Genomic DNA, 20,059 nt, shown 5'->3' with positions numbered 1-20,059 from the left:
GATGAGCTGCATCGCTTACATTTCGAAGACCGGCTCTTTCATATCCCATCGCTCCTTTCTCCGAACGTGCAGCAACCTGCAAACAGATCCGGTCAAATCAACACCAACAAAAATACCTGCTCCATTTACTTTCGCTGACGCACCCGTCCCCATCCTTCTCCCACCCGCTCCGGACACCACACACCGGCCTTCCCCCAAACTTTTATCCGTACCGGAATTGGCACTCATCAACCACACACTCATATACTGCGCTTGTTTTTTATGTTACACCTCCCGGGTGCCCTGCCGTTGAGGGGGTATGGGCAAGGAGGCCTTTAAAACATACGATCCTACAGCCCGGCATTGCACCATATCCCTAATATACCCCACCACCGCCCAATTAAAACCCCGCAGGTGTGGGTATGTTTTTCAGCCTCCGGCCCATACCCCCTCAACGGCCAACAAACCATAAACCATAAAACAAAAAGCCGGTCTCCCATCTCTGAGTGACCGGCCAATTCCGGGTACGGATTAAAAGTTTCTTTTTTGGGTAAGCCAGAAGTGCTGGTTCCGGAGCGACAACACCTGCCGTCTGCTTAAATACGTAATATTTCGGCAATTGGATTGCGGCCATCAATGTGTACATTCGTACCCTGTAAATTCAGACCAATTCATGCAACCCAATCTCATGATCGATCTCCGTTCGGACACTTTCACCCTTCCTACACCCGGTATGCTGGAAGCCATGATGCAGGCCCCTGTCGGCGACGATGTTTTCGGAGAAGACCCTTCCGTTAACCTGCTGGAGGACAGGATGGCTGCTCTTTTCAGGATGGAAGCGGCGCTTTACTGTCCTACAGGTACCATGAGTAACCAGATCGGTATCAAAGCACATACACAGCCAGGTGATGAGGTGATCTGCGATCAGACTGCCCACGTGTACGTGTATGAGGGAGGCGGTATCGCCTTCAATTCAGGAGCACAGGTCCGCACCCTGCAGGGCGATCTCGGAAGGATCACTGCGGAACAGGTGGCTTACGTGATCAACCCTGATGATGTGCACCGGGCCCGTACCAGCCTGGTATGCCTGGAGAATACTTCCAACCGCGGCGGCGGCAGTTGTTATGATCTCGCAGAGATCGGCAGGATCAGGAAGCTCTGTGATGAGCACCAGTTGCTACTGCACCTGGATGGCGCCAGACTCTTCAATGCGCTGGTGGCCCGCGGCGAGAAGCCCGCCGACCATGGCGCTCTTTTCCATAGTATCAGCGTTTGTCTGAACAAAGGACTGGGATGCCCGATCGGCAGCGTGCTGATGGGTACCAGGGAGTTTATCAGGAAGGCCAGGAGGATCAGGAAAGTGTTTGGAGGCGGCATGCGACAGGCAGGTTATATGGCGGCAGCCGGACTCTATGCCCTGGAAAACCACGTGGAGCGGCTGGCCGATGACCATCGCCATGCGCGGTTGATCGCAGAGGCGTTGCAGCAGACCGGTTATGTGGAAAGCCTCCTGCCGGTGTCTACCAATATCGTGATCGCTGCCATCAAACCGGACTGGCAGCCGGGTCAGATCACGGAACTGCTGAAGGCAAAAGGGGTGCTGGCCCTGCCGGTATCCGCCAACCAGATCAGGATGGTGCTGCACCTGGGCATCAGCGATGAAATGACGGATATAACAGTCAACACTATACGAAACCTGGAAACTGGAAGGCTCTGAAAGCAGAACGGACAGCTCTCGCTGTCCGCTCGTAACCTAATTCACGTAGGTTGCAGGGTTTAGGGAAAATACGTAGGGTAAAAATTATAACTGCGTAAAGAGAATGGATTTTTATCGCTTCACATTATTTAGATAAGAATATTTATGCGGACTACAGGTATACACTTAGAGTCTGATAGTAAGGAACTATTGAAAAAAGTATTTATTGACCATAATTCTAACCAGATGCTACCGAAAATCAAACCTCAGCGTACCGAAGTGTGGAAAAAGCTGAACACGCATTACAAAAAAATCAAAGATGTAGAAATAAAGGAGTTGTTTGCAGAGGATCCTGAAAGATTCAGGAAGTTTTCATTGCAGTTGGAAGATATCCTGGTTGATTATTCAAAAAACAGGATCACATCCAAGACCCTGTCGCTCCTGGAAGAACTGGCCCAGCAGAGCGAACTGAAAGCCGCCATCGAGGCCATGTTCAACGGTGAAGCCATCAATGAGACGGAAGGCCGCGCCGTTCTCCATACCGCCCTGCGCAACTTTTCAGGCAAGCCGGTAAATGCAGAGGGAAAGAATGTGATGCCGGAAATACAGCAGGTGCTGAAGCAGATGCAGGACTTTGCCGCCCGGGTGCATAGCGGGGAATGGAAAGGTTACACCGGTAAAAAGATAAGATACATCGTCAATATCGGCATCGGGGGAAGCGATCTCGGTCCCTTCATGGTCACCGAAGCGCTGAAGCCCTTATGGGTGGAAGGCATCCAGCCTTATTTTGTATCCAATGTGGATGGGACCCATATTGCGGAAACCCTCAGGAAGGTGGATCCGGAAGAGACCCTCTTTCTGGTGGCCAGCAAAACATTTACCACCCAGGAAACCATGACCAATGCCCTTACAGCGCGTGAGTGGTTCCTCAACGCAGCCAAAGAGGAAGCTCATATTGCCAAACATTTCGTGGCGCTCAGTACCAATGAAAAGGATGTGGTGAAATTCGGCATCGATAAAGAGAATATGTTCGTATTCTGGGATTGGGTTGGCGGCCGCTATTCTCTCTGGAGTGCCATCGGCCTCAGCATTGTACTCACTATCGGTTACCACAATTTCGAGCAGTTGCTGCGCGGCGCCCATGCCACCGATCTGCATTTCCGCCATACCCCCTTCGATAAGAATATTCCAGTGATACTGGCGCTGATCGGGCTCTGGTACAATGATTTCTTTGGCACCCAAACGGAAGCCATCCTGCCATACGACCAGTACATGCATCGCTTTGCGGCATATTTCCAGCAGGGAAATATGGAAAGCAATGGTAAGAGCACTGACCGCCGTGGCAAAAACGTTAACTATGCTACCGGCCCTGTGATCTGGGGAGAGCCCGGCACCAACGGACAGCATGCATTCTATCAACTGATCCACCAGGGAACGGTGATGATCCCCTGCGATTTCATTGCACCGGCCATCAGCCACAACCCTATCGGTGATCATCATACGAAATTGCTCTCCAACTTCTTTGCACAAACGGAAGCACTCATGAATGGTAAGCCGAAGGACGTTGTACGCAAAGAACTGATTGCTGCCGGTAAAAACCCTGATGAAATCAAGGCCATTCTTCCATTCAAGGTATTCACCGGAAACAGGCCAACCAATTCCATCCTGGTGAAGAAGATCACTCCCTATACACTGGGGCAGCTGATCGCTGTTTATGAGCACAAGATCTTTGTGCAGGGTGTGATCTGGAATATCTTCAGCTTCGATCAGTGGGGCGTTGAACTGGGTAAACAGCTGGCAAATGCCATCCTGCCGGAACTGAAAGACAATAAGCCGGTAGTAAGTCATGATTCAAGCACCAACGGGTTGATCAATGCATTCAAAAAAATGCGCGGATAAAATAAATTTTTCTATTTTACCGCCCCGGAACCATGACCCTTAAATATGAAAAACAAAATCACACTCCTGTTTTTGTGCAGCATACTAATGGCCGTATGCGCCGAAGCACAGGAGCGCCTCTGGAACGATTTCACTCCCAATACCAGAGACCACGGACTGGCAGAGGACCGGCTCTCCGGTCAAACCCGTAAACACAGACTGGTCAGACTCAATTCAACAATAGCACAACAGTTGCAGCAACTGGCGCCTATGGACAATCCACAGGCATCTTTTCCTGCTACTGCTGTGCCTTTCGGGATCCCGCTTCCTGAAGGAGGGCTGCACCCGGATATCATTTCAGAATCCCCGCTGCTACCTCCTGATATGCAGCAGCAATACCCTTATATCAGAACTTACCGCCTCCGCGATGAACGCAGCAAACGCTTTACAGGCAGGATCACCATTACGCCAGCCGGCGTCAGCGGCCTTCTGTTCACCGACAGCGGCGCTGCCTACCTGGCCCCTGCTCCGCAGCATGGCGAGGGCATTCATGAAGTTTATTATGTAAAAGACATTCAATTGCAACAGGCCCTGAAATGCCTGACCATCGATCAGCCTGATCCTGTAAAAAACAATGATCTGCCCGGCTCACCGCTGGCGGGCGACTGCCAGCTGCGCACCTACCGGGTAGCCGTAGCCGCTACCGGAGAATACACGCAATGGGCGGGCAGTGTTGCCGCTGCAGTCAGTGCTATCACCAGTACCATCAATGATGTGAGCGCCATCTATGAAAGAGATGCTACCATCCGGTTTGTGCTTGTGAACAATACCAGCGTCATTTATTCAAACCCGAATACAGATCCCTTCCCTACCCTTGATTTCCCGGATGGAACTTTGCTGAACAATAACCATTCAGTGCTGGTCACCAATATCGGCAGCGGTAATTTTGATGTAGGCATGATCTTCAGCAGGGGCTGGAATGGTGGCCTGGCAAGACTTAACAGCGCCTGTAACAGCAGTTCCAAGGGCTGTAACGCAGCAGGACTCACATTCGGGACGGGCGCCAATCCGCAACCCGGACCGCAGGGACCGGTATTCACCGGCACGGTGGCCCATGAGATCGGCCATCAGTTCAGCGCCACTCATTCCTTTGCGGCCACCAATGGTTCCTGCAACGGAAATGCTTCAGAATACAGTGCCTGGGAGCCCGGCGGTGGTTCCACCATCATGGCCTATGCAGGCAGCTGTGAAGGCAATTCTTACCAGAACAACAGCGACCTCTATTTTCATGGCGGCACTATCGGACAGATCAGCAATTATGCCGTAAACTTTGCCAACTGCGCCACTATCACCGGCACCAATAATACGCCGCCGGTAATTTCGGTTGCTGCTACCAGTTATACCATCCCCCCGGGCACACCCTTTGAGCTCAGCGCTGTTGCCTCCGATGCCAGCAGCCTGCAGTATTGCTGGGAACAGCTCGATGGAGGCACGCTCACAACCGTAAAACCCAGCGCCACAGCGGTTTCCGGTCCAGTGTTCAGGTCATTTCCACCAAACGGGAATCCCAACAGGGTATTCCCGAATATGAACGCAATTCTTGCCAATATCAGTCCTGATTATGAAGTGCTGCCCACCGTAGCCAGGCTTCTTCATTTCAGGCTCACGGTGAGAGATGGCGCGGCAGGAGGCGGTTGCACCAGCGAAGCAAGTGTTACTGTATCCGTAGCAGGTGCTGTACCATTCCGGGTAAGCTCTCAGAATACAGCTACCAACTGGGCGGCCAATGGTGTGAACACCGCCGTGATCAACTGGAACCCGGGTGGTACGGAATCCGCACCCGTCAACTGCACGGCAGTGGATATTCTTTTCTCAACTGATGGAGGTTTCACCTACCCATATACGTTAGCAAGGGCCGTTCCCAACAATGGCTCGGCCACCATCACTATCCCTAATCTGCCCACCAATAACGGCAGGATCAGGGTGCAGGCGGTCAACAATATATTCTTCGATATCAATAACGGCAATATCACCATCAGTTCAGGATGTGCCGCCGAAGGCGCCAGGATAGTGCCGGAAAATGCAGTAACTGCGGAAGCCGGTGATGCTTCGCTGGATCTTGGTCTCAGTCCTGCTTTCGGCACGATGCTGAGCAATAGCTTCAACGGGCAGCTCGCCACCACCGATCCTAAGGGTAGCCTGGTGTTCAACCAGGTATCGGCGGGTAACTGCCAGCTTTCTTCCAATGTATACCAATACGACCGCTACCGGTTCATGGTCAACAAAGCAGGCTTGTATACGTTCAGTATACCCGGGGCAACATATCCGGCAGTGATGAACCTGTACCGGTCTGTGTATGACCCGGCCAGCCCCTGCACCAACTTCATCAACTCCAATGCCACCAGGATGACCACCAGCGTGAATGTAACTACCGGTTTTGCGCAGGAACTTTCACCCGGCATTTATTATGAACTGACCGTAGGCACTTTCAATGCCAGCAATCCGGCTTTACCGCTGAACTATACTGTTACGGTGAGCAATACGGTGAGCGGAACGCTCTGGACCAATTTCCCGCCACCCGGTGCAGGCTTCAATTATACATATGTGACTGTAAGCAACATAACAGGGCTGATCAAAGCTTTTGATACGGAGGCGGACCTTTCTAATGCTACGATCTATCCCAAAGGGTCGTACGCTGTATACGGTGTCTCTTACAATAATTCCATTACCACCAATACACTCAACGGGTATATTGGCGGCAGCTTCAATACTTTCACGTATGACATCCTCAACAATCCTGCAACCCTCTGCGCCAATATAAGTGACAATGCCGTGCAGGTAACAGTAGAGGGTTCAGGACCAGCAGAGTTGCTTCCATTGAGCGCAACATTCGTGAATAACACAGTAGTATTGAAATGGGCTACGCAACTGGAGCAGGGAGCTAAATTGTTTGAGATCCACAGGAGCACCGACGGCAGTAATTTTGTGAAGCTGCCCGGCGATGTACCGGCCAAAGGCAATAGCAACACTCGCACAGACTACAGTTATACCGATAACTCTCCTGCTGCCGGTGCCAGTTATTACAGGGTACGTCAGGTAGACCAGGACGGACAGGATGTAATGAGCAATATTGTGAGAACGGAAAAATCAAACAGGGACTTCCTGGTAAGGCTCCGACCCAATCCTTTGAAGCGCGGGCCATTGTATGTGGATTATATCAGTGAGCAAAGAGAAGATATTCGTATAATGATCACCGATAGTAAAGGAAGGATCATGCTGAACCTTACGGAGAATGCCAGGACCGGCATGAACAATTATCGTTTTGATGTAACGGGTTATGCCAAAGGTGTATACTTTGTAACAGTAAGGAGAAGCCTGGGTATCCTGGCGGAACGTTTTGTAAAGGACTGAACAGAAAAGCAACTGCATAAAAAATCCCCTGGTAATAACTACCAGGGGATTTTATTTTGAAAGGATTTTCAGACTGTTTCAGGAATTACCACTTGTCCACTTCTTCACCTGCATCAGCAGAAGTGCTGTGAGTTGGAGCCGGGGCGCTTGCCGCTACCACAACCACTTCAGAAGCATCTACTGATTCTTCAGCACCTTCATTTTCTACACCGTCCATACCTTGCTCATTGTCCTGGTCATGGTTGTAAGCGTCGAAATCGAAGTTGGGCATAAGATCGGTCTTCACATAATCAACTGCTTCGGTCAGCGCTTTCAGGAACTTGTTGAAATCTTCTTTGTAGAGGAAGATCTTGTGCCTGTCGTAACCGTTTTCGTTGAATTTTTTCCGGCTCTCCGTGATGGTAATGTAATAGTCATTGCCGCGGGTAGCTCTCACATCAAAGAAGTATGTTCTTCTTTTCCCAGCCCTGATGCGCTTACTGTAAACGCTTTCCATTCGTTTGTCGTTGTTTTCGTACGCCACAGTCATTTTAATTTTTGCAGTTTAATAATTGGCAGTTTTACAAAAAAGTAGGCACAAATATAATATTACTTTTGAACCGGCAAAATTTCCGGGCGGAATTTACGTGGTTTTATTTAACCATACAATACTATTCTAACTACTTAATTGTCATCAGGAGCCTCGGATCTTTCCAACAGTTGTTGTTCATACAAATATGAGTAATACCCGTTGCGGGCCAGGAGTTCGGCATGTGTTCCTTTCTCTACCATTTTCCCTTCTTCCATCACAATGATCTGATCAAAATCAAATAGAGTAAAAATGCGATGTGTAATGATGATAGCGGTCTTGTCTTTAAGAAAACGGTTGAGGTTACCAAGGATCTCTTTCTCCGTTCTTGCATCCACTGCACTGAGGCAATCATCAAACACAACGATGTGCGGGTCCTTGATCAATGCCCGGGCAATGGAGATCCTTTGCTTCTGTCCGCCACTGAGGGTTACCCCTCTCTCCCCGATCATGGTATCGTACTGCTCATGAAAACCGGCAATCTCTTTTTCCACGCTGGCCGCCCTTGCAGCCTGCTGTACTTTGGCCGTATCCGGCTCACCATCAAGCCCGAAGCTGATATTGCTGGTGATCGTATCGCTGAACAGGAACACATCCTGCGGCACATAACTGATCTGTTTCCGGAGGCTTTGCAGGTCTATCCTGCGGATATCGGTATTGTCGATCCGGATATCCCCGTTCGACGGATCATACATCCTTAACAGCAATTGAGCTATCGTAGTTTTACCCGATCCGGTATGCCCGATGATGGCGATCTTCTCTCCTTTCTTCACATGCAGGTTGAACTGCTTCAGTGCATGAATACCGGTATTTGGATAGATAAAATCAACGTTGTTGAAATCGATAGCGCCCTCCAGTGATGGCTCAACGGCAGCTACAGGCTGCCTGATGGCAGGAACGCTGTGCAGGAATTCATTCAGCCTCTTCTGTGAAGCCGCTGCACGCTGGATCATACTGGCCGTCCAGCCGATAGCGCTCACAGGGAAAGTGAGCATGTTCACATACATCACAAATTCTGCAATGGTGCCAATGGTGATGCCGCCATTCCCTTTGATGGCATAAATTCCACCGATCATGATAGTGAGCAGGGTGCTCAGTCCGATCAGCAGTGCCATACTGGGAAAATAAATTGCTTCCACTTTTGCAAGACCGATGGCATTTTCCTTGTACTCCTCCGCGTTCTTATTGAAGAAGGCATTCATGGCCTTTTCCTGTACAAACGATTTGATCACACGGATGCCGGAATAGGACTCCTGGGCATTGGTGGTAAGATCGGAAAGCAGGCTTTGGATCCGCTCACTTTTTTTGTTGATGATAGTATTCACAAAATAAATGGTGACGGCCAGCAATGGCAGCGGGGCCAGCACATAGAGCGTCAGCATTTTGTTGGACTGGTACATGAAAAACACACTGAAACCGATGGTGAATGCAAGGTTGATGAAATACATCAATGCCGGTCCGGTGTACATTCTTACACGGCTCACATCCTCTGCGATACGGTTCATCATATCGCCCGTACTATGTGTCTTGAAAAAATTGGAATCCAGTTTCAGGTAGTGATTGAAGACCTCGTTCTTCTGATCGTATTCGATATGCCGGCTCATCACGATGATGGTCTGCCGCATCAGGAAAAGAAAGAATCCGCTGAGTATAGCCAGGGCCAGTAATACAATGCCCACCCATACGATCTTCTGTCCGAAACTCAATTCAGCGCCACTGAATGCATGGATCAGTTCTTTTACACCGATATCGTACCTCGCCTGCTTTTCCACTACCTCACCGATCCGGGTTTCGTATTGAGCAGGGGCATTCTTCTGGATAAGTTCCAGCTGCACTTCATCAATCACAAAACCGGTCAGTTGTGGAGCGAGTATTTTGAAATAGTTGGAAAGAACGATGAAAATTATACCGAAGAGGAATCGCCACCGATATTTCCAGAAATACTTGTTGATCGCCTTTAAATGCTTCAAAACCGGGGAAATTTTAAGCAAAGGTAAAGGATATGAAATAAAATACTGCCAGGCCGCTATTGTACCGCCCACGATTTAATAAATCCTTACAGAAGACTGCAAACGAACCGCGATGGGCCGGTTTTCAAAAAATAAATGCAGCAGGCTATAAGGGTATTTCAAGATTGAGGTGTATCATTATGGATTACCATTTCAATCACCTGCTCTGAAAGAAGAAGAAGCCATACCAGGCACAGCAGAAAAGATGGCAAGGACCATTGAACAGTATTTCCGTAAACATATGGACGGACTGCACCGCTATGCCTGGACCCTCCTCCGCAGCAATGAAGCGGCCGAAGATGCCGTGCAGGCTGTTTTCCTAAAGCTCTGGGAAAAAAGAGCCGGTATCGATGAGAAGCAGTCGGTACAAAGCTGGCTCTACACTTCGGTATATCATTATTGTCTGAATGTAAAAAGAAGCGATGCGGTCCGGACCGAATACAGGCGCGAGCAGATGATACAGCACCAGCCGGCCATCTTCCGGGATGAACTGGTAGGCAGTGAACAGATGCAGCAGATCAGACTGGCCCTGGAAAGCCTGCCAACACAGTGCAGGATCATATTTTATAAAAGCAGGTTCGATAAAATGAAATATGCCGCGATTGCCCAAGAAATGGACATTTCCGTAAAAACAGTGGAAGCGCAGATCGGAAAAGCCCTGCGCATCCTGCGGGAGAAACTGTCGGATATCCTCGTAATGATCATCCTGTATCTAATGATGTAATATGAGCCAACACCCCAACCATCAAATGGACGATCAGTTGCTGGCAAAATACCTGTCGGGAGACGCCACGCCGGAAGAAGCCATCCAGGTGAATGACTGGCTCAGGCTTCCCGGAAATATGGAGCAGTTCCGGCAATCCGCCTACATCTGGGCGCAAATGGAGGGAGATCCTGTTCATCAATTGCCTGATCAGAACAATAGCTGGCAAAATATAAAGCTGGCGATGCAGGCACCCGTCAGCATTCCCTTGCAGCCAGGGAAACACAATAGATGGAGATTTGCCATTGCAGCCAGTGTACTGGTTGTAATGCTGAGTGGGATTTATTTTCTTTTTTTCCAACCCACACAACGCATTGCTGACTATGAAGTCAAAAAAAATACCCTCACCGCTGAAAACCGGGTCCTGCGCGATACATTGCCCGATGGCTCCCGTGTTGTACTGAACAGCTTCTCCGCGATTGAATACTCACTGGATTTTCCAAAGAGCGGCCGTAATCTCGGATTACATGGCGAAGCCTGGTTCGATATAACTCCCGGTCCCTCGGATCCATTCACCATCTTTGCCGGAGACGTTACAGTGAAGGTACTGGGTACCAGTTTCAACGTACGCGAAACACCGGATTCCGTGCTGGTAACGCTGCAGTCCGGCAGTGTGCGCATGTGCAGGGATCGCGACAGCATCACTCTTCAGCCAGGTGAACTTGGCATCTATGATATCCGGAACAGGCATTTCGAGATCATCCGGTCTGCCGATCCCAATCAGACCGGTTATGCCACCCGCATCTTCGATTTCAAAGATGAAAGCCTCCGTGAGATTGCAAGCCAGATCGAAAAAGCCTACGATATAAAAATCGTGTTCAACAATCAAGCACTGGCTGATTGTACCATGAGCAGTACTTTCAATAATGAATCGCTCGATTATATCATGAATGTGATTGCCGTAACCCTCAACATTACATTCAGAACAGAAAACAAAACGGTTTATTTAAGTGGGAAAAGTTGTGAGTAGCATCAGAATCGTTGTCTTCCTGACCTGCCTCCTGCTCATCTGCAAAATGGCGGCAGCACAGAAAAAATTAAACCTGCAGCAACAAGTGCGGCTGACCAAAAATGAATGGCCGCTGGATGAATTATTGCAGGAAGTGACCAACCAGACCGGTGTACCATTTTCCATCAATACCCGGAAATTTCCCCGTTCCCGGAAACTGCATATCAGACTACGCAATCAAACTGTAAACAACCTGCTGGCCAATATTAGGAAGTCTACCGGTATTGCTTATACGCAGGTTGGTTCGCATATCATTATGCTGGACCAGTTACCGGCAAAAGCAACAGCCGTTAAAGAACCGGTAAAAAAGGGCAATAATGCTGCAGGAAATAAAACTGTAATAAAGCGAAAAACCGTGTCAAATCCTGTACCACCCACCGATACAACTACTGAAACCATCCCGCGGGTAACTGATCTTCCTCCATCATTACCCGGCTCAGTTGTTTTTACAGCAGGATCCCCTACGCAGGTTATTTCTGAAATACCTGTACTCAGTAAAATACAGGTAAAGAAATTGCTGACAGGCAAAGTACCTGTAAGTAATTTACCAGGCACAGGCAACCAGTCAACTACAAGTACTTCTTCACGCAGCAAAAGAGAATACCAGGTTTACAAAGGTCTTTTTGCACAAGGCGGCAGCTCCTGCGATGATGCCCTGTACATGCACAATTCCGTGATGGCAGGCCATACCTACGCGTATGGCATTATCGGCTACACCACCAACCTTAAACAAAACGGTCTGCGTTACGGGATCGGCGGATCTGTTCCGTTAAGCAGCAGCTGGAATCTGCACCTGCAGCTCAGTACGGGCAAACTAAATTTCAAATACGATTCGGTGATCATGATGAAAGTGATCCGCAGCACCTGGCACCAGGTGGCGCTTAAAGCGGAATGGAAATTTGCAAAACAAGTCCGGTTCCAGTTCGGACCGGTTTATAATGTGCTGAAATCAAAGACAAATTTCAATAATCTTACAGAGCCTTTTCAATTGACCCCTTTCGAAGTCAGTATGCTGGGCAATCATATGCATACCCTTTATACCATCAAAGATGAGATCGGTGAAAGAGCAGGTACATTATTGAAAACATGGATTGGACTTCAGGCAGGTTTTTACTTTAACCTCGAATTTTCAAAATAACAGTAAGGGTATTTCCGTGTACGCGTGTATCATATAAGCACAGTCAGATAACAATCCACTTATATGATCGCAATACTGAAAACAGCGGAGCGGGCAGGCAGCCTGGGCTTCCCGAATAACTATGTTTACCAGCGTCATGTTTTTGCCTACAGGTCAATCCCTCTTTCTTCCATCACCAACAAGATGGTGCTGGAACTGGGATGTGGCGAAGGCTACGGCATGGAGATGCTCTGCCATCATGCAGCTTACTGGCTGGCTATCGACAAGAAAAAACCAGCTGCTGTTGTTTTCCCTGATAATACCGGTTTTCAGAAATGCATACTGCCTGATCTTTCTTTACTGGATGATGAAAGCTTCGATACCATCATCTGCTTCCAGGTAATAGAGCATATCAGTGATGATCATGCGCTTTTGATCGAGATCCGGAGAGTGTTGAAGAAAGATGGTGTCGCTTACCTCACCACACCGAACAAAAAGATGTCGCTCACCCGTAACCCTTTCCATGTGCGTGAGTACACGCCCCAGCAGATGACAGCACTGGCTGCACAGCATTTCAACAACCCGGAAATCAAAGGCATTTTCGGCAACCCACGGGTAATGGACTATTATGAGATCAACCGGAAAAGTGTTGAACGATTTCTCCGCTTCGATCCTCTGAACCTGCAATATCTCATGCCGGCCGTTCTGCTCAGAGGCATCTATAGCTTACTCAATAATTACAACAGGATGCTGATCGCAAAGCACGCCCCTGATATCACAAGCAATATCGGTTATACGGATTTCTATCTGTATTCCAGTATTGACAACTGCCTGGACTATTTCCTGCAACTTAGAAAATCGGGCACCAGTCGCTCGCGTCCCCGCGAGTGACAAATATTCCGTCGCCTCCCGGCGACACGGTGCTCGCCAGAGGCGGGCAAATAGAAGTCACTCGCGGAAACGCGAGCGACAGCCACAGCGCGAAAAAATGTAACTTAGTTGTGTAATCAAAAAACACGGCTATGTACTTTCAGCACGTATATGATAAAAGCCTGGCACAGTCCAGTTACTTCATCGGATGTCAAAAAGCAGGTGTCGCTGCTGTGATCGACCCAAAAAGAGATGTAGACACCTATATTCAGATTGCGAATGAGCAGCGCATGCAGATCACGCATGTGCTGGAAACTCATATTCACGCGGACTTCCTCAGTGGCAGCCGCGAACTGGCGGCCCTCACCGGCGCCAATCTCTTTCTTTCAGACGAAGGCGGTCCGGACTGGCAATATGCATTTGATCATACCGGTCTCCGTCAGGGAGATCTCATCACACTCGGCAACCTGAAAATTGAAGTAATGCATACACCCGGGCATACTCCGGAAAGCATCAGCTTTCTCCTGACCGATATACCCGGCAGCGCCGACCCCGTGATGTTCTTCACAGGTGATTTCGTTTTTGTGGGAGATGTTGGCCGGCCCGACCTCCTGGAAAAAGCAGCTGGCATGGCGGGCACCCAGGAAGCGGGGGCACAACAGCTTTTCAAATCACTGGAGCAGTTCCGCAAAGTTCCCGACTATGTACAGGTATGGCCCGGCCATGGCGCAGGATCCGCCTGCGGAAAGGCTTTGGGCGCAGTGCCCGTGACCACTACCGGGTATGAAAAAAGAAGGAACTGGGCATTCCGGTTTGAAAATGATGAAAAGGGATTCATCGGAAACCTGCTTGAGGGGCAACCCGAACCACCGAAGTATTTCGCAAAAATGAAGGAACTCAACAAGCAGCCAAGACCATTGCTCACGTCTGTACCTGTGCTTGCAGAATTGAGCACAGAAGCCCTGAAATCCGCTATGGACAAAGCTTATCCCATCATCGACACCCGCCATAAATCAGCATTTGCCACCGGCTTTATTCCCGGCAGTATCAATATCCAGGGAAATAACTCTTTTGCTACCTGGGCAGGCTGGTTCCTTGATTATGAAACACCATTCGTGTTGCTCGCAGACCCGGCCAGTCTCGACGACCTAACGCGGAAGCTCATGCGAATTGGTCTTGATAACATCCATGGCTTCATCCCTTCCACCAATACATTCACAGCAGGCGGCGGTAAACTGCAGACTGCCAGGACCACAGGTTATGAAGAGCTCAAAACTTTACAGCAGGGCCAGGACCTTCAACTGGTGGACCTTCGCAGCCTCTCCGAATACCAGCAGGGACATATCCCCGGCGCTGATCATGTATTCATCGGCACATTGCCGCAGCATCTCAATAAGATCAGTCGTGATAAAACAGTAGTAATTCATTGCCAGAGCGGCGACCGTTCTACCATTGGTTACAGCATTCTCGCCGCCAATGGTTTCAGCAATGTGATCAATTTCCCCGGCAGTATGCAGGAATGGCTGCAGCAAGGCGGCGCCATTGAAACAGCGCGATGATTTAAAACGAACATGGCAGACCGGCATTTGAGGTACTTCATACCGGTCTGACCATGTTGTTTAGCCGAATTCTAAACTACAGACCCTTTAATAAGTAATCAGAAAAGAGACAACCCAGTTTCTCCCTCCCCCTATTACCACCGGAAATATTCCATTTCTTTAACATCCTCTTCACGCTCTTTTCCGGTGATTTGTACCTAAACAGGAACGATTAATCCAATTTTCCGGCCGCCTTCCAGCCTAATTTTGCCTGTAGTAAAGAACAACAGGCTTCAGCAGAAAAACCGCCTGCTTTCCGCATGTGATTTGTCCCTAACGGAAAAAATACCGAATATGCACAGGAAAACATTCATCAACAGGTCGGTTCTGACGGTAGCGGCAATGATCAACGGCAAAAACACTCTGTTTTCCCAACAGGATTTATCATCAAAAAATGCTCAGCAAATGGATTTTGAAGTAGTCATCATCGGTGGGGCTTCTGCGGGATTATCCGCAGCAATGGCCCTTGGGCGCTCCAACAGGAAAACACTTGTGATAGACAGCGGCAACCCGCGCAATAAACCTGCTCCGCATGCTCATAATATCTTCACCCGCGATGGCACACCACCGCTGGAACTGCTTAAGATAGCCAGGTCGCAGTTGAAAGAATACCCGACCGTTTCCTTTAAAAATGCTTTTGTAACAAAGGCGCAGAAAAAGAACCGGCAGTTCATTCTTACCACTGATAAAGAGGAAGTGATCACCGCCAGAAGGCTGATCATCGGCACCGGCGTTACCGACCTGCTCCCGGATATCAAGGGATTCAAAGAATTGTGGGGAACGAAGATCGTTCACTGTCCCTATTGTCATGGATGGGAGCAAAAGGACCAGAAGGTAGGTATCCTCCTCAATGGAAAGAATGTTGAACACCTGGTACCCATGGTATACAATCTCAATAAGGATATCCATTTATTCACCAACGGAAAAAGTGAACTGAGCAGTTATTTCAGGAAATGGGCCAAAGCACATGAGATTGAAATAACCGAAACAGCCGTTTCGGAACTGGTGAATACCCGTAAAGGAGTTACCGTTAAACTGGCTGACGGGGAAGAGCATCATCTATTCTCCCTGTATTCAAGAGGCAAATACAAATTTCACAACGAACTGGCCGTTCAGCTGGGCTGCAGGCTTACAGACGAAGGTTCCGTGCAGGTGGACGAAGCAAACAGCACCAGCGTTTCCGGTGTATATGCTATCGGAGATCTCTCCCACCCCGGCGCACACCAGGTGATCTTTGCAGCAGCCACCGGTGCTAAAGCAGGTATGGCCTGCAATGGTGCATTAACTATGGAGGATTATGAAGGCCCGCACTAAACCAGTACTCATCCGCCATCCGGATGATTTCAGGCAACAATACCTGTCTGTAAGCGAACATATACCCTGCAACCTGGGTAATACAAGAACAAAGAATTTCTTTGAAGCAGTACCACTGGAAAAACTGAAGGTCCTGCATAAAGACAAATCCTTTGTAAGCACCCGCAGAAATTTCTACACCCTGATACTGCTGACGCGTGGCAGGATACAGGAAACTATCGGGTATCAGCAATATGAATTCGGTGCCAATACACTTTACTTCATTCCAGAAAACCAGCTGCATAGTATCGAGCAATGGAGCAGCGATGTGAAAGGTTATCACTGCATCTTTGATGCGGATTATTTTCTCCTATGCCTTCGCAACCAGGTTAAGCTGAATCATTATCCGTTTTTTCAGCCGGACAAAGAACCATTCATGAAGGTTTCTGAAACCGAGGCAGGCGCCTTGCTGCAACTTTTTCATAAAATGCATTTCGAATACTGCAACCGTAAGCATCATAACGATGACCTGCTGGTGCGCATGTACCTCAATATACTGCTGATAGAAATTGAAAGGATCCACCGGCTCAAGCACAGTACAGACAGCAACAGTATACCGCGCAAACAACAATTGAGCATACAGTTCAGGAAACTGGTATCGCAGCATTTCCTGCAAAAGAGGCAGGTCTCGGATTACGCGGCACTGCTCTACGTTACACCGCATTACCTCAACGATACCGTGAAGGAGATAACAGGAAGATCGGCCAGCGGGTTCATTTATGAAGAAATGATCCGGGAAGCCAAATCACAACTGATACAGACTACCAATACTGTTACGCAGATCGCAGCTGAGCTGAATTATTCCGACCAGAGTTATTTCTGCCGGTTCTTTAAAAAGCATACAGGTCAAAGTCCGCAGGAATTCAGGAAAAAGCATTTACACTGAGGGGGCCGTCCATTCGAACACCAGTAATTGCTCATTATTCTCGGTGATCTCTTTCGAAAAATGGAACCTTAATTTTTCCAGCAAAGAAATGGAGCGGCTGTTCTGAGGGGTAACGATGGCAAAAAGACTTGTCATCTGTAAAGTTACCTGTGCGTAGTTTATTACCAGTCTGCCTGCTTCCTGCGCAATACCGAGGCCTTCAAAACGCGGCAGCAATGCATACCCGATATCTGCCGTAGGCAGGTAATCTCTTTTCAGGAGGCCGCACATGCCGGCCACTTCACCGGAATCTTTCATTTCAATGGCATAAAGCCCGAAGCCAAGCGCCTGGTAATTATTTACATTTTTCCGGATATACCTGCCTGCCCCTTCAAGATCACGCACGCCACGATCGCCGATAAAACGCAACCAACCAGGGGAATTGACTATTTCCAGTACAAAAGCAGCATCATCAGGTCTCAGTTGCCTGAGCAGGAACCGGTTTGTTTCAGCAATCTGCATGAGCGGGAATTTATTTGAATGGTAAATGGCTGACAGCAATTTACTGGAATATTCTCTATCTTCACGCTCCAACTTCAGCCGCAAAAACATCAATTATGAAAAAAACAATTTGCGGACTTACCATTGCCCTGGGTCTTATCAGTAACGTCAACAGTTATGCGCAAACTACAGAATCGGAATTGACTGCCACGATCCTGCATCTTGACAGTTCATTCTGGAAAACCTACAATTCCTGCGACACCATCAATATGCGGAAATACTTCACGGAGGATCTGGAATTTTACCATGATAAAGGCGGCCCTTCTTTTGGAATGAGCCCCATGATCAGCACATTTGCCCGCAATCTCTGCAATGGCGGCTTCAGGGTTAGAAGAGAAGCCGTGGCTGGCACCCTCAAAGTATATCCTATGTGGAAGAACGATGAGCTTTATGGGGCCATCCTTTCCGGTGATCATTATTTTTATGTTACAGAAAAAGGACAGGCGGAAAAGCGAACCGGTTTTGCCCGCTTCACGCATCTCTGGCTGAAGCAGGATGGAGTCTGGAAGATGAGCCGGATATTGAGTTATGATCACGGTGCTGCACAATGATTCTGTCAATCCCAATTATATCGTTCCGAATATCAGCTCCGTTGTACGCTGCATCCGCAATGCGGAAGGGCTTACGGTGATCGCCGATTGCTGCTGCAGGGATGAAGTGAAATCGGGAGAGCTGAAGCTGGTATGGAAAGGGAATGCCCCGATAGATAACAGAGATGGCTATCCTGAAGATATGATTGGGCCAGATACCCCCGCCCCAACCTACGCTCGGATCTTAAAAAAAGTATCCGATACCTCAAAAGCAAGTCCTAAATAATACACTAATTTGCACCCATGAAAACACTCATCCTTACCCTCCTTACCATTGTAAATATTTCCGTTTATTCCCAGGAAACGCCCGACTTCCCCAATATGCGCAGCTGGGGTCTCTACTACATGGATTCCGTGGACAGGTATGTTTTTGCAGACACGGCATTTATCCGGGTATCACCAGACACTAAACAGGCTCCTTCCGATACCCTTTTTGCCGGCGACAATATCACCGTAAAAAGCATGGTCCCCAATGCCCTGACCATCCGAGGTCTCAAAGGTCCCTGGTTGAATGTGGGTTACCAGAAAAACGGCGAATACAAAACCGGTTATATCTGGCAGGGACTGATCAGTTGCACACCGCTTCGCCGCGGAGATATCAAATTCGTATATGCCATCGAGCGAACGGCAGATACCAGCTTTATTGCTAACGGAGAAAAAACTACTGCCCCCCGGTTCCTTGTGAGACTGAAAGTAGTGCAGAACGGAAAGATCCTTACACGAACATCTTTCTTCACCCCCAATGATGAAAGTGCCAATTCCAGCGGTGGCAAAGTAATGACGGGCATCGGACTCTCCAATGTGCAGAACATCGTAGTGATCTCCTTCAGTGGCGAAGCCTGTGGTATTCCCACCCTGGATTACTATTTCGCTTTTACAAAAAACAATAACCTCGTACGCTTCCCCGATAAAATGAATGTTGGCGATGCCGGTGCATACTACCATTCAGAGAATTTCATCTTCCCTGGCGAGAAAAACGGAAAACCCGATCTCCTGCTCTGGAATATGATCGAAGAGGAGGCAACGGAGAAGACTGACAGCAATGGGGAGCCCATCATGAAGGTCACTGGTAGGAAGAATAAAATTTTCCGCTGGAACAGCAGTACAGAAACAATCACGGAACAAAAAATATAGAAAGCCTTACGGACCATTTTTTAATCGTCTGAATCTACCAATCCTTCGGTTAAACTTTTCCATTGAAGTTTGGAGAAGATCAGCACACCTGCACTTCCCGTGATCATATCCCTTACTTTCTCCACCAGGTTGGTAGCTTCAGTATTAGGTTTCGTATTCCTGTCATATACGGCAGCTGTAATAAAATTCCCTTCCCTGGTGATCAGAAAACTGCTGGTGGATTCATCGGAAAAGAAATGGGAAATATCCTCACCTGGCTTGTCTGGGTGCCTTGCCGGCCTTACCCTGAAACCATACCGCTCAAACATAGGCAGCGTTTCATCTTCCACTTCTTCTATCCGCACCCAGTCATAACCTTCACCGGAACCTGTGCCCGGGCCTGGAATATCAATGCGCATGAAATCGCCGTTCTGAGGAGGCCTGTTCACTTCTTCACCATTTGCATCCACCAATTGAAATCTGGCCGATAAACCTCCTGCAACTTCATGCCATTGGTTCACATCCTGTAATCTTCTTTTAACTTCCAGGTAGAACACTTTTGCCATTTTCTCTTCATGCATATCAACTGAGCTTTCAGCATGGATAGCTTTGCCTTCCTCCTGTGGAGGAACAATTTGTTTTTCTGATCCTGTTTGCATATCTGAACCTTTTGTTTCTT

17 protein-coding genes are annotated in these 20,059 nt (G+C 48.5%); 13 read left to right on the top strand and 4 right to left on the bottom strand.

Translation table 11 applies throughout. From position 1 onward, the window contains the following. The first annotated feature begins 652 nt into the window (after window positions 1-652). From ACTHMC_RS23325 to ACTHMC_RS23315, 3 genes are all read left to right on the top strand, one after another. Window positions 653-1,696: a threonine aldolase family protein gene (locus tag ACTHMC_RS23325; RefSeq protein ID WP_440416884.1), complete on the top strand. Its 1,044-nt coding sequence runs from the start codon at window positions 653-655 to the stop codon at window positions 1,694-1,696. Window positions 1,697-1,921: 225 nt separating this feature from the next. Next, window positions 1,922-3,574, top strand: coding sequence for a glucose-6-phosphate isomerase (pgi, locus tag ACTHMC_RS23320; protein ID WP_440416883.1), 1,653 nt, complete (start codon window positions 1,922-1,924; stop codon window positions 3,572-3,574). Between the two features lie 45 nt (window positions 3,575-3,619). Then, the gene (locus ACTHMC_RS23315; protein WP_440416881.1) at window positions 3,620-6,964 is read left to right on the top strand and encodes a reprolysin-like metallopeptidase; all 3,345 of its coding nucleotides are present in this window, start codon (window positions 3,620-3,622) and stop codon (window positions 6,962-6,964) included. 85 nt (window positions 6,965-7,049) lie between these two features. Here ACTHMC_RS23315 and ACTHMC_RS23310 read toward each other — a convergent pair whose 3' ends face one another. Next, window positions 7,050-7,493, bottom strand: coding sequence for a DUF3276 family protein (locus tag ACTHMC_RS23310; RefSeq protein ID WP_440416879.1), 444 nt, complete (start codon window positions 7,491-7,493; stop codon window positions 7,050-7,052). Window positions 7,494-7,627: 134 nt separating this feature from the next. Next, a complete protein-coding gene (locus ACTHMC_RS23305) occupies window positions 7,628-9,502 on the bottom strand; it encodes an ABC transporter ATP-binding protein (protein WP_440416877.1) in 1,875 nt (624 codons plus the stop codon). A gap of 244 nt (window positions 9,503-9,746) precedes the next feature. On the opposite strand from ACTHMC_RS23305, the gene ACTHMC_RS23300 reads away from it, so the two are divergent. The 7 genes from ACTHMC_RS23300 to ACTHMC_RS23270 all read left to right on the top strand — a co-directional run bounded on the left by ACTHMC_RS23300 (window position 9,747) and on the right by ACTHMC_RS23270 (window position 17,137). Continuing rightward, window positions 9,747-10,265, top strand: coding sequence for an RNA polymerase sigma-70 factor (locus tag ACTHMC_RS23300; RefSeq protein WP_440416875.1), 519 nt, complete (start codon window positions 9,747-9,749; stop codon window positions 10,263-10,265). A gap of 1 nt (window position 10,266) precedes the next feature. Beyond that, entirely contained in the window at window positions 10,267-11,274 is a 1,008-nt protein-coding gene (locus ACTHMC_RS23295) for a FecR domain-containing protein (protein ID WP_440416873.1), read from the top strand. After that, window positions 11,267-12,451 carry a hypothetical protein gene (locus ACTHMC_RS23290; RefSeq protein WP_440416872.1) on the top strand — a complete coding sequence of 395 codons (1,185 nt, stop codon included), beginning with the start codon at window positions 11,267-11,269 and terminating at the stop codon, window positions 12,449-12,451. Before ACTHMC_RS23295 ends, ACTHMC_RS23290 begins: the two co-directional genes overlap by 8 nt. 63 nt (window positions 12,452-12,514) lie before the next feature. Continuing rightward, window positions 12,515-13,321 (top strand): class I SAM-dependent methyltransferase, encoded by an 807-nt coding sequence (locus ACTHMC_RS23285; protein WP_440416871.1) that lies wholly within the window; start codon window positions 12,515-12,517, stop codon window positions 13,319-13,321. Between the two features lie 131 nt (window positions 13,322-13,452). Next, window positions 13,453-14,859, top strand: coding sequence for an MBL fold metallo-hydrolase (locus ACTHMC_RS23280; protein ID WP_440416869.1), 1,407 nt, complete (start codon window positions 13,453-13,455; stop codon window positions 14,857-14,859). 444 nt (window positions 14,860-15,303) lie between these two features. Next, window positions 15,304-16,212: an NAD(P)/FAD-dependent oxidoreductase gene (locus ACTHMC_RS23275; RefSeq protein ID WP_440416867.1), complete on the top strand. Its 909-nt coding sequence runs from the start codon at window positions 15,304-15,306 to the stop codon at window positions 16,210-16,212. Then, window positions 16,196-17,137 (top strand): helix-turn-helix domain-containing protein, encoded by a 942-nt coding sequence (locus ACTHMC_RS23270; protein ID WP_440416865.1) that lies wholly within the window; start codon window positions 16,196-16,198, stop codon window positions 17,135-17,137. Before ACTHMC_RS23275 ends, ACTHMC_RS23270 begins: the two co-directional genes overlap by 17 nt. Here ACTHMC_RS23270 and ACTHMC_RS23265 read toward each other — a convergent pair. After that, window positions 17,129-17,638: a GNAT family N-acetyltransferase gene (locus ACTHMC_RS23265; RefSeq protein ID WP_440416864.1), complete on the bottom strand. Its 510-nt coding sequence runs from the start codon at window positions 17,636-17,638 to the stop codon at window positions 17,129-17,131. The two genes, ACTHMC_RS23270 and ACTHMC_RS23265, sit on opposite strands and share 9 nt — an antisense overlap. Before the next feature lie 95 nt (window positions 17,639-17,733). On the opposite strand from ACTHMC_RS23265, the gene ACTHMC_RS23260 reads away from it, so the two are divergent. The 3 genes from ACTHMC_RS23260 to ACTHMC_RS23250 are packed head-to-tail and all read left to right on the top strand — an operon-like array spanning window position 17,734 to window position 19,401. Next, window positions 17,734-18,228: a nuclear transport factor 2 family protein gene (locus ACTHMC_RS23260; protein WP_440416862.1), complete on the top strand. Its 495-nt coding sequence runs from the start codon at window positions 17,734-17,736 to the stop codon at window positions 18,226-18,228. Next, window positions 18,206-18,493 carry a hypothetical protein gene (locus tag ACTHMC_RS23255; RefSeq protein WP_440416861.1) on the top strand — a complete coding sequence of 96 codons (288 nt, stop codon included), beginning with the start codon at window positions 18,206-18,208 and terminating at the stop codon, window positions 18,491-18,493. Before ACTHMC_RS23260 ends, ACTHMC_RS23255 begins: the two co-directional genes overlap by 23 nt. Before the next feature lie 17 nt (window positions 18,494-18,510). Beyond that, entirely contained in the window at window positions 18,511-19,401 is an 891-nt protein-coding gene (locus tag ACTHMC_RS23250; protein ID WP_440416859.1) for a hypothetical protein, read from the top strand. 20 nt (window positions 19,402-19,421) lie between these two features. Here ACTHMC_RS23250 and ACTHMC_RS23245 read toward each other — a convergent pair whose 3' ends face one another. Then, entirely contained in the window at window positions 19,422-20,039 is a 618-nt protein-coding gene (locus tag ACTHMC_RS23245) for a hypothetical protein (RefSeq protein WP_440416857.1), read from the bottom strand. Window positions 20,040-20,059 lie beyond the last annotated feature (20 nt).

Source organism: Pseudobacter sp. (assembly GCF_051955275.1).
Classification (GTDB): domain Bacteria; phylum Bacteroidota; class Bacteroidia; order Chitinophagales; family Chitinophagaceae; genus Pseudobacter.
The sequence above is the reverse complement of the archived record's forward strand: the minus strand, read 5'-3'. Positions and strand labels throughout refer to the sequence as shown.

Bases quoted from the DNA above. Each gene is read 5' to 3' on its own strand.
- pgi (WP_440416883.1), top strand. From the start codon at position 1,922: ATGCTACCGAAAATCAAACCTCAGCGTACCGAAGTGTGGAAAAAGCTG.
- ACTHMC_RS23295 (WP_440416873.1), top strand. From the start codon at position 10,267: ATGAGCCAACACCCCAACCATCAAATGGACGATCAGTTGCTGGCAAAA.
- ACTHMC_RS23265 (WP_440416864.1), bottom strand. From the start codon at position 17,638: ATGCAGATTGCTGAAACAAACCGGTTCCTGCTCAGGCAACTGAGACCT.
- ACTHMC_RS23310 (WP_440416879.1), bottom strand. From the start codon at position 7,493: ATGACTGTGGCGTACGAAAACAACGACAAACGAATGGAAAGCGTTTAC.
- ACTHMC_RS23280 (WP_440416869.1), top strand. From the start codon at position 13,453: ATGTACTTTCAGCACGTATATGATAAAAGCCTGGCACAGTCCAGTTAC.
- ACTHMC_RS23270 (WP_440416865.1), top strand. From the start codon at position 16,196: ATGAAGGCCCGCACTAAACCAGTACTCATCCGCCATCCGGATGATTTC.
- ACTHMC_RS23300 (WP_440416875.1), top strand. From the start codon at position 9,747: ATGGCAAGGACCATTGAACAGTATTTCCGTAAACATATGGACGGACTG.
- ACTHMC_RS23245 (WP_440416857.1), bottom strand. From the start codon at position 20,039: ATGCAAACAGGATCAGAAAAACAAATTGTTCCTCCACAGGAGGAAGGC.
- ACTHMC_RS23315 (WP_440416881.1), top strand. From the start codon at position 3,620: ATGAAAAACAAAATCACACTCCTGTTTTTGTGCAGCATACTAATGGCC.
- ACTHMC_RS23285 (WP_440416871.1), top strand. From the start codon at position 12,515: ATGATCGCAATACTGAAAACAGCGGAGCGGGCAGGCAGCCTGGGCTTC.
- ACTHMC_RS23250 (WP_440416859.1), top strand. From the start codon at position 18,511: ATGAAAACACTCATCCTTACCCTCCTTACCATTGTAAATATTTCCGTT.
- ACTHMC_RS23260 (WP_440416862.1), top strand. From the start codon at position 17,734: ATGAAAAAAACAATTTGCGGACTTACCATTGCCCTGGGTCTTATCAGT.
- ACTHMC_RS23255 (WP_440416861.1), top strand. From the start codon at position 18,206: ATGATCACGGTGCTGCACAATGATTCTGTCAATCCCAATTATATCGTT.
- ACTHMC_RS23325 (WP_440416884.1), top strand. From the start codon at position 653: ATGCAACCCAATCTCATGATCGATCTCCGTTCGGACACTTTCACCCTT.
- ACTHMC_RS23275 (WP_440416867.1), top strand. From the start codon at position 15,304: ATGGATTTTGAAGTAGTCATCATCGGTGGGGCTTCTGCGGGATTATCC.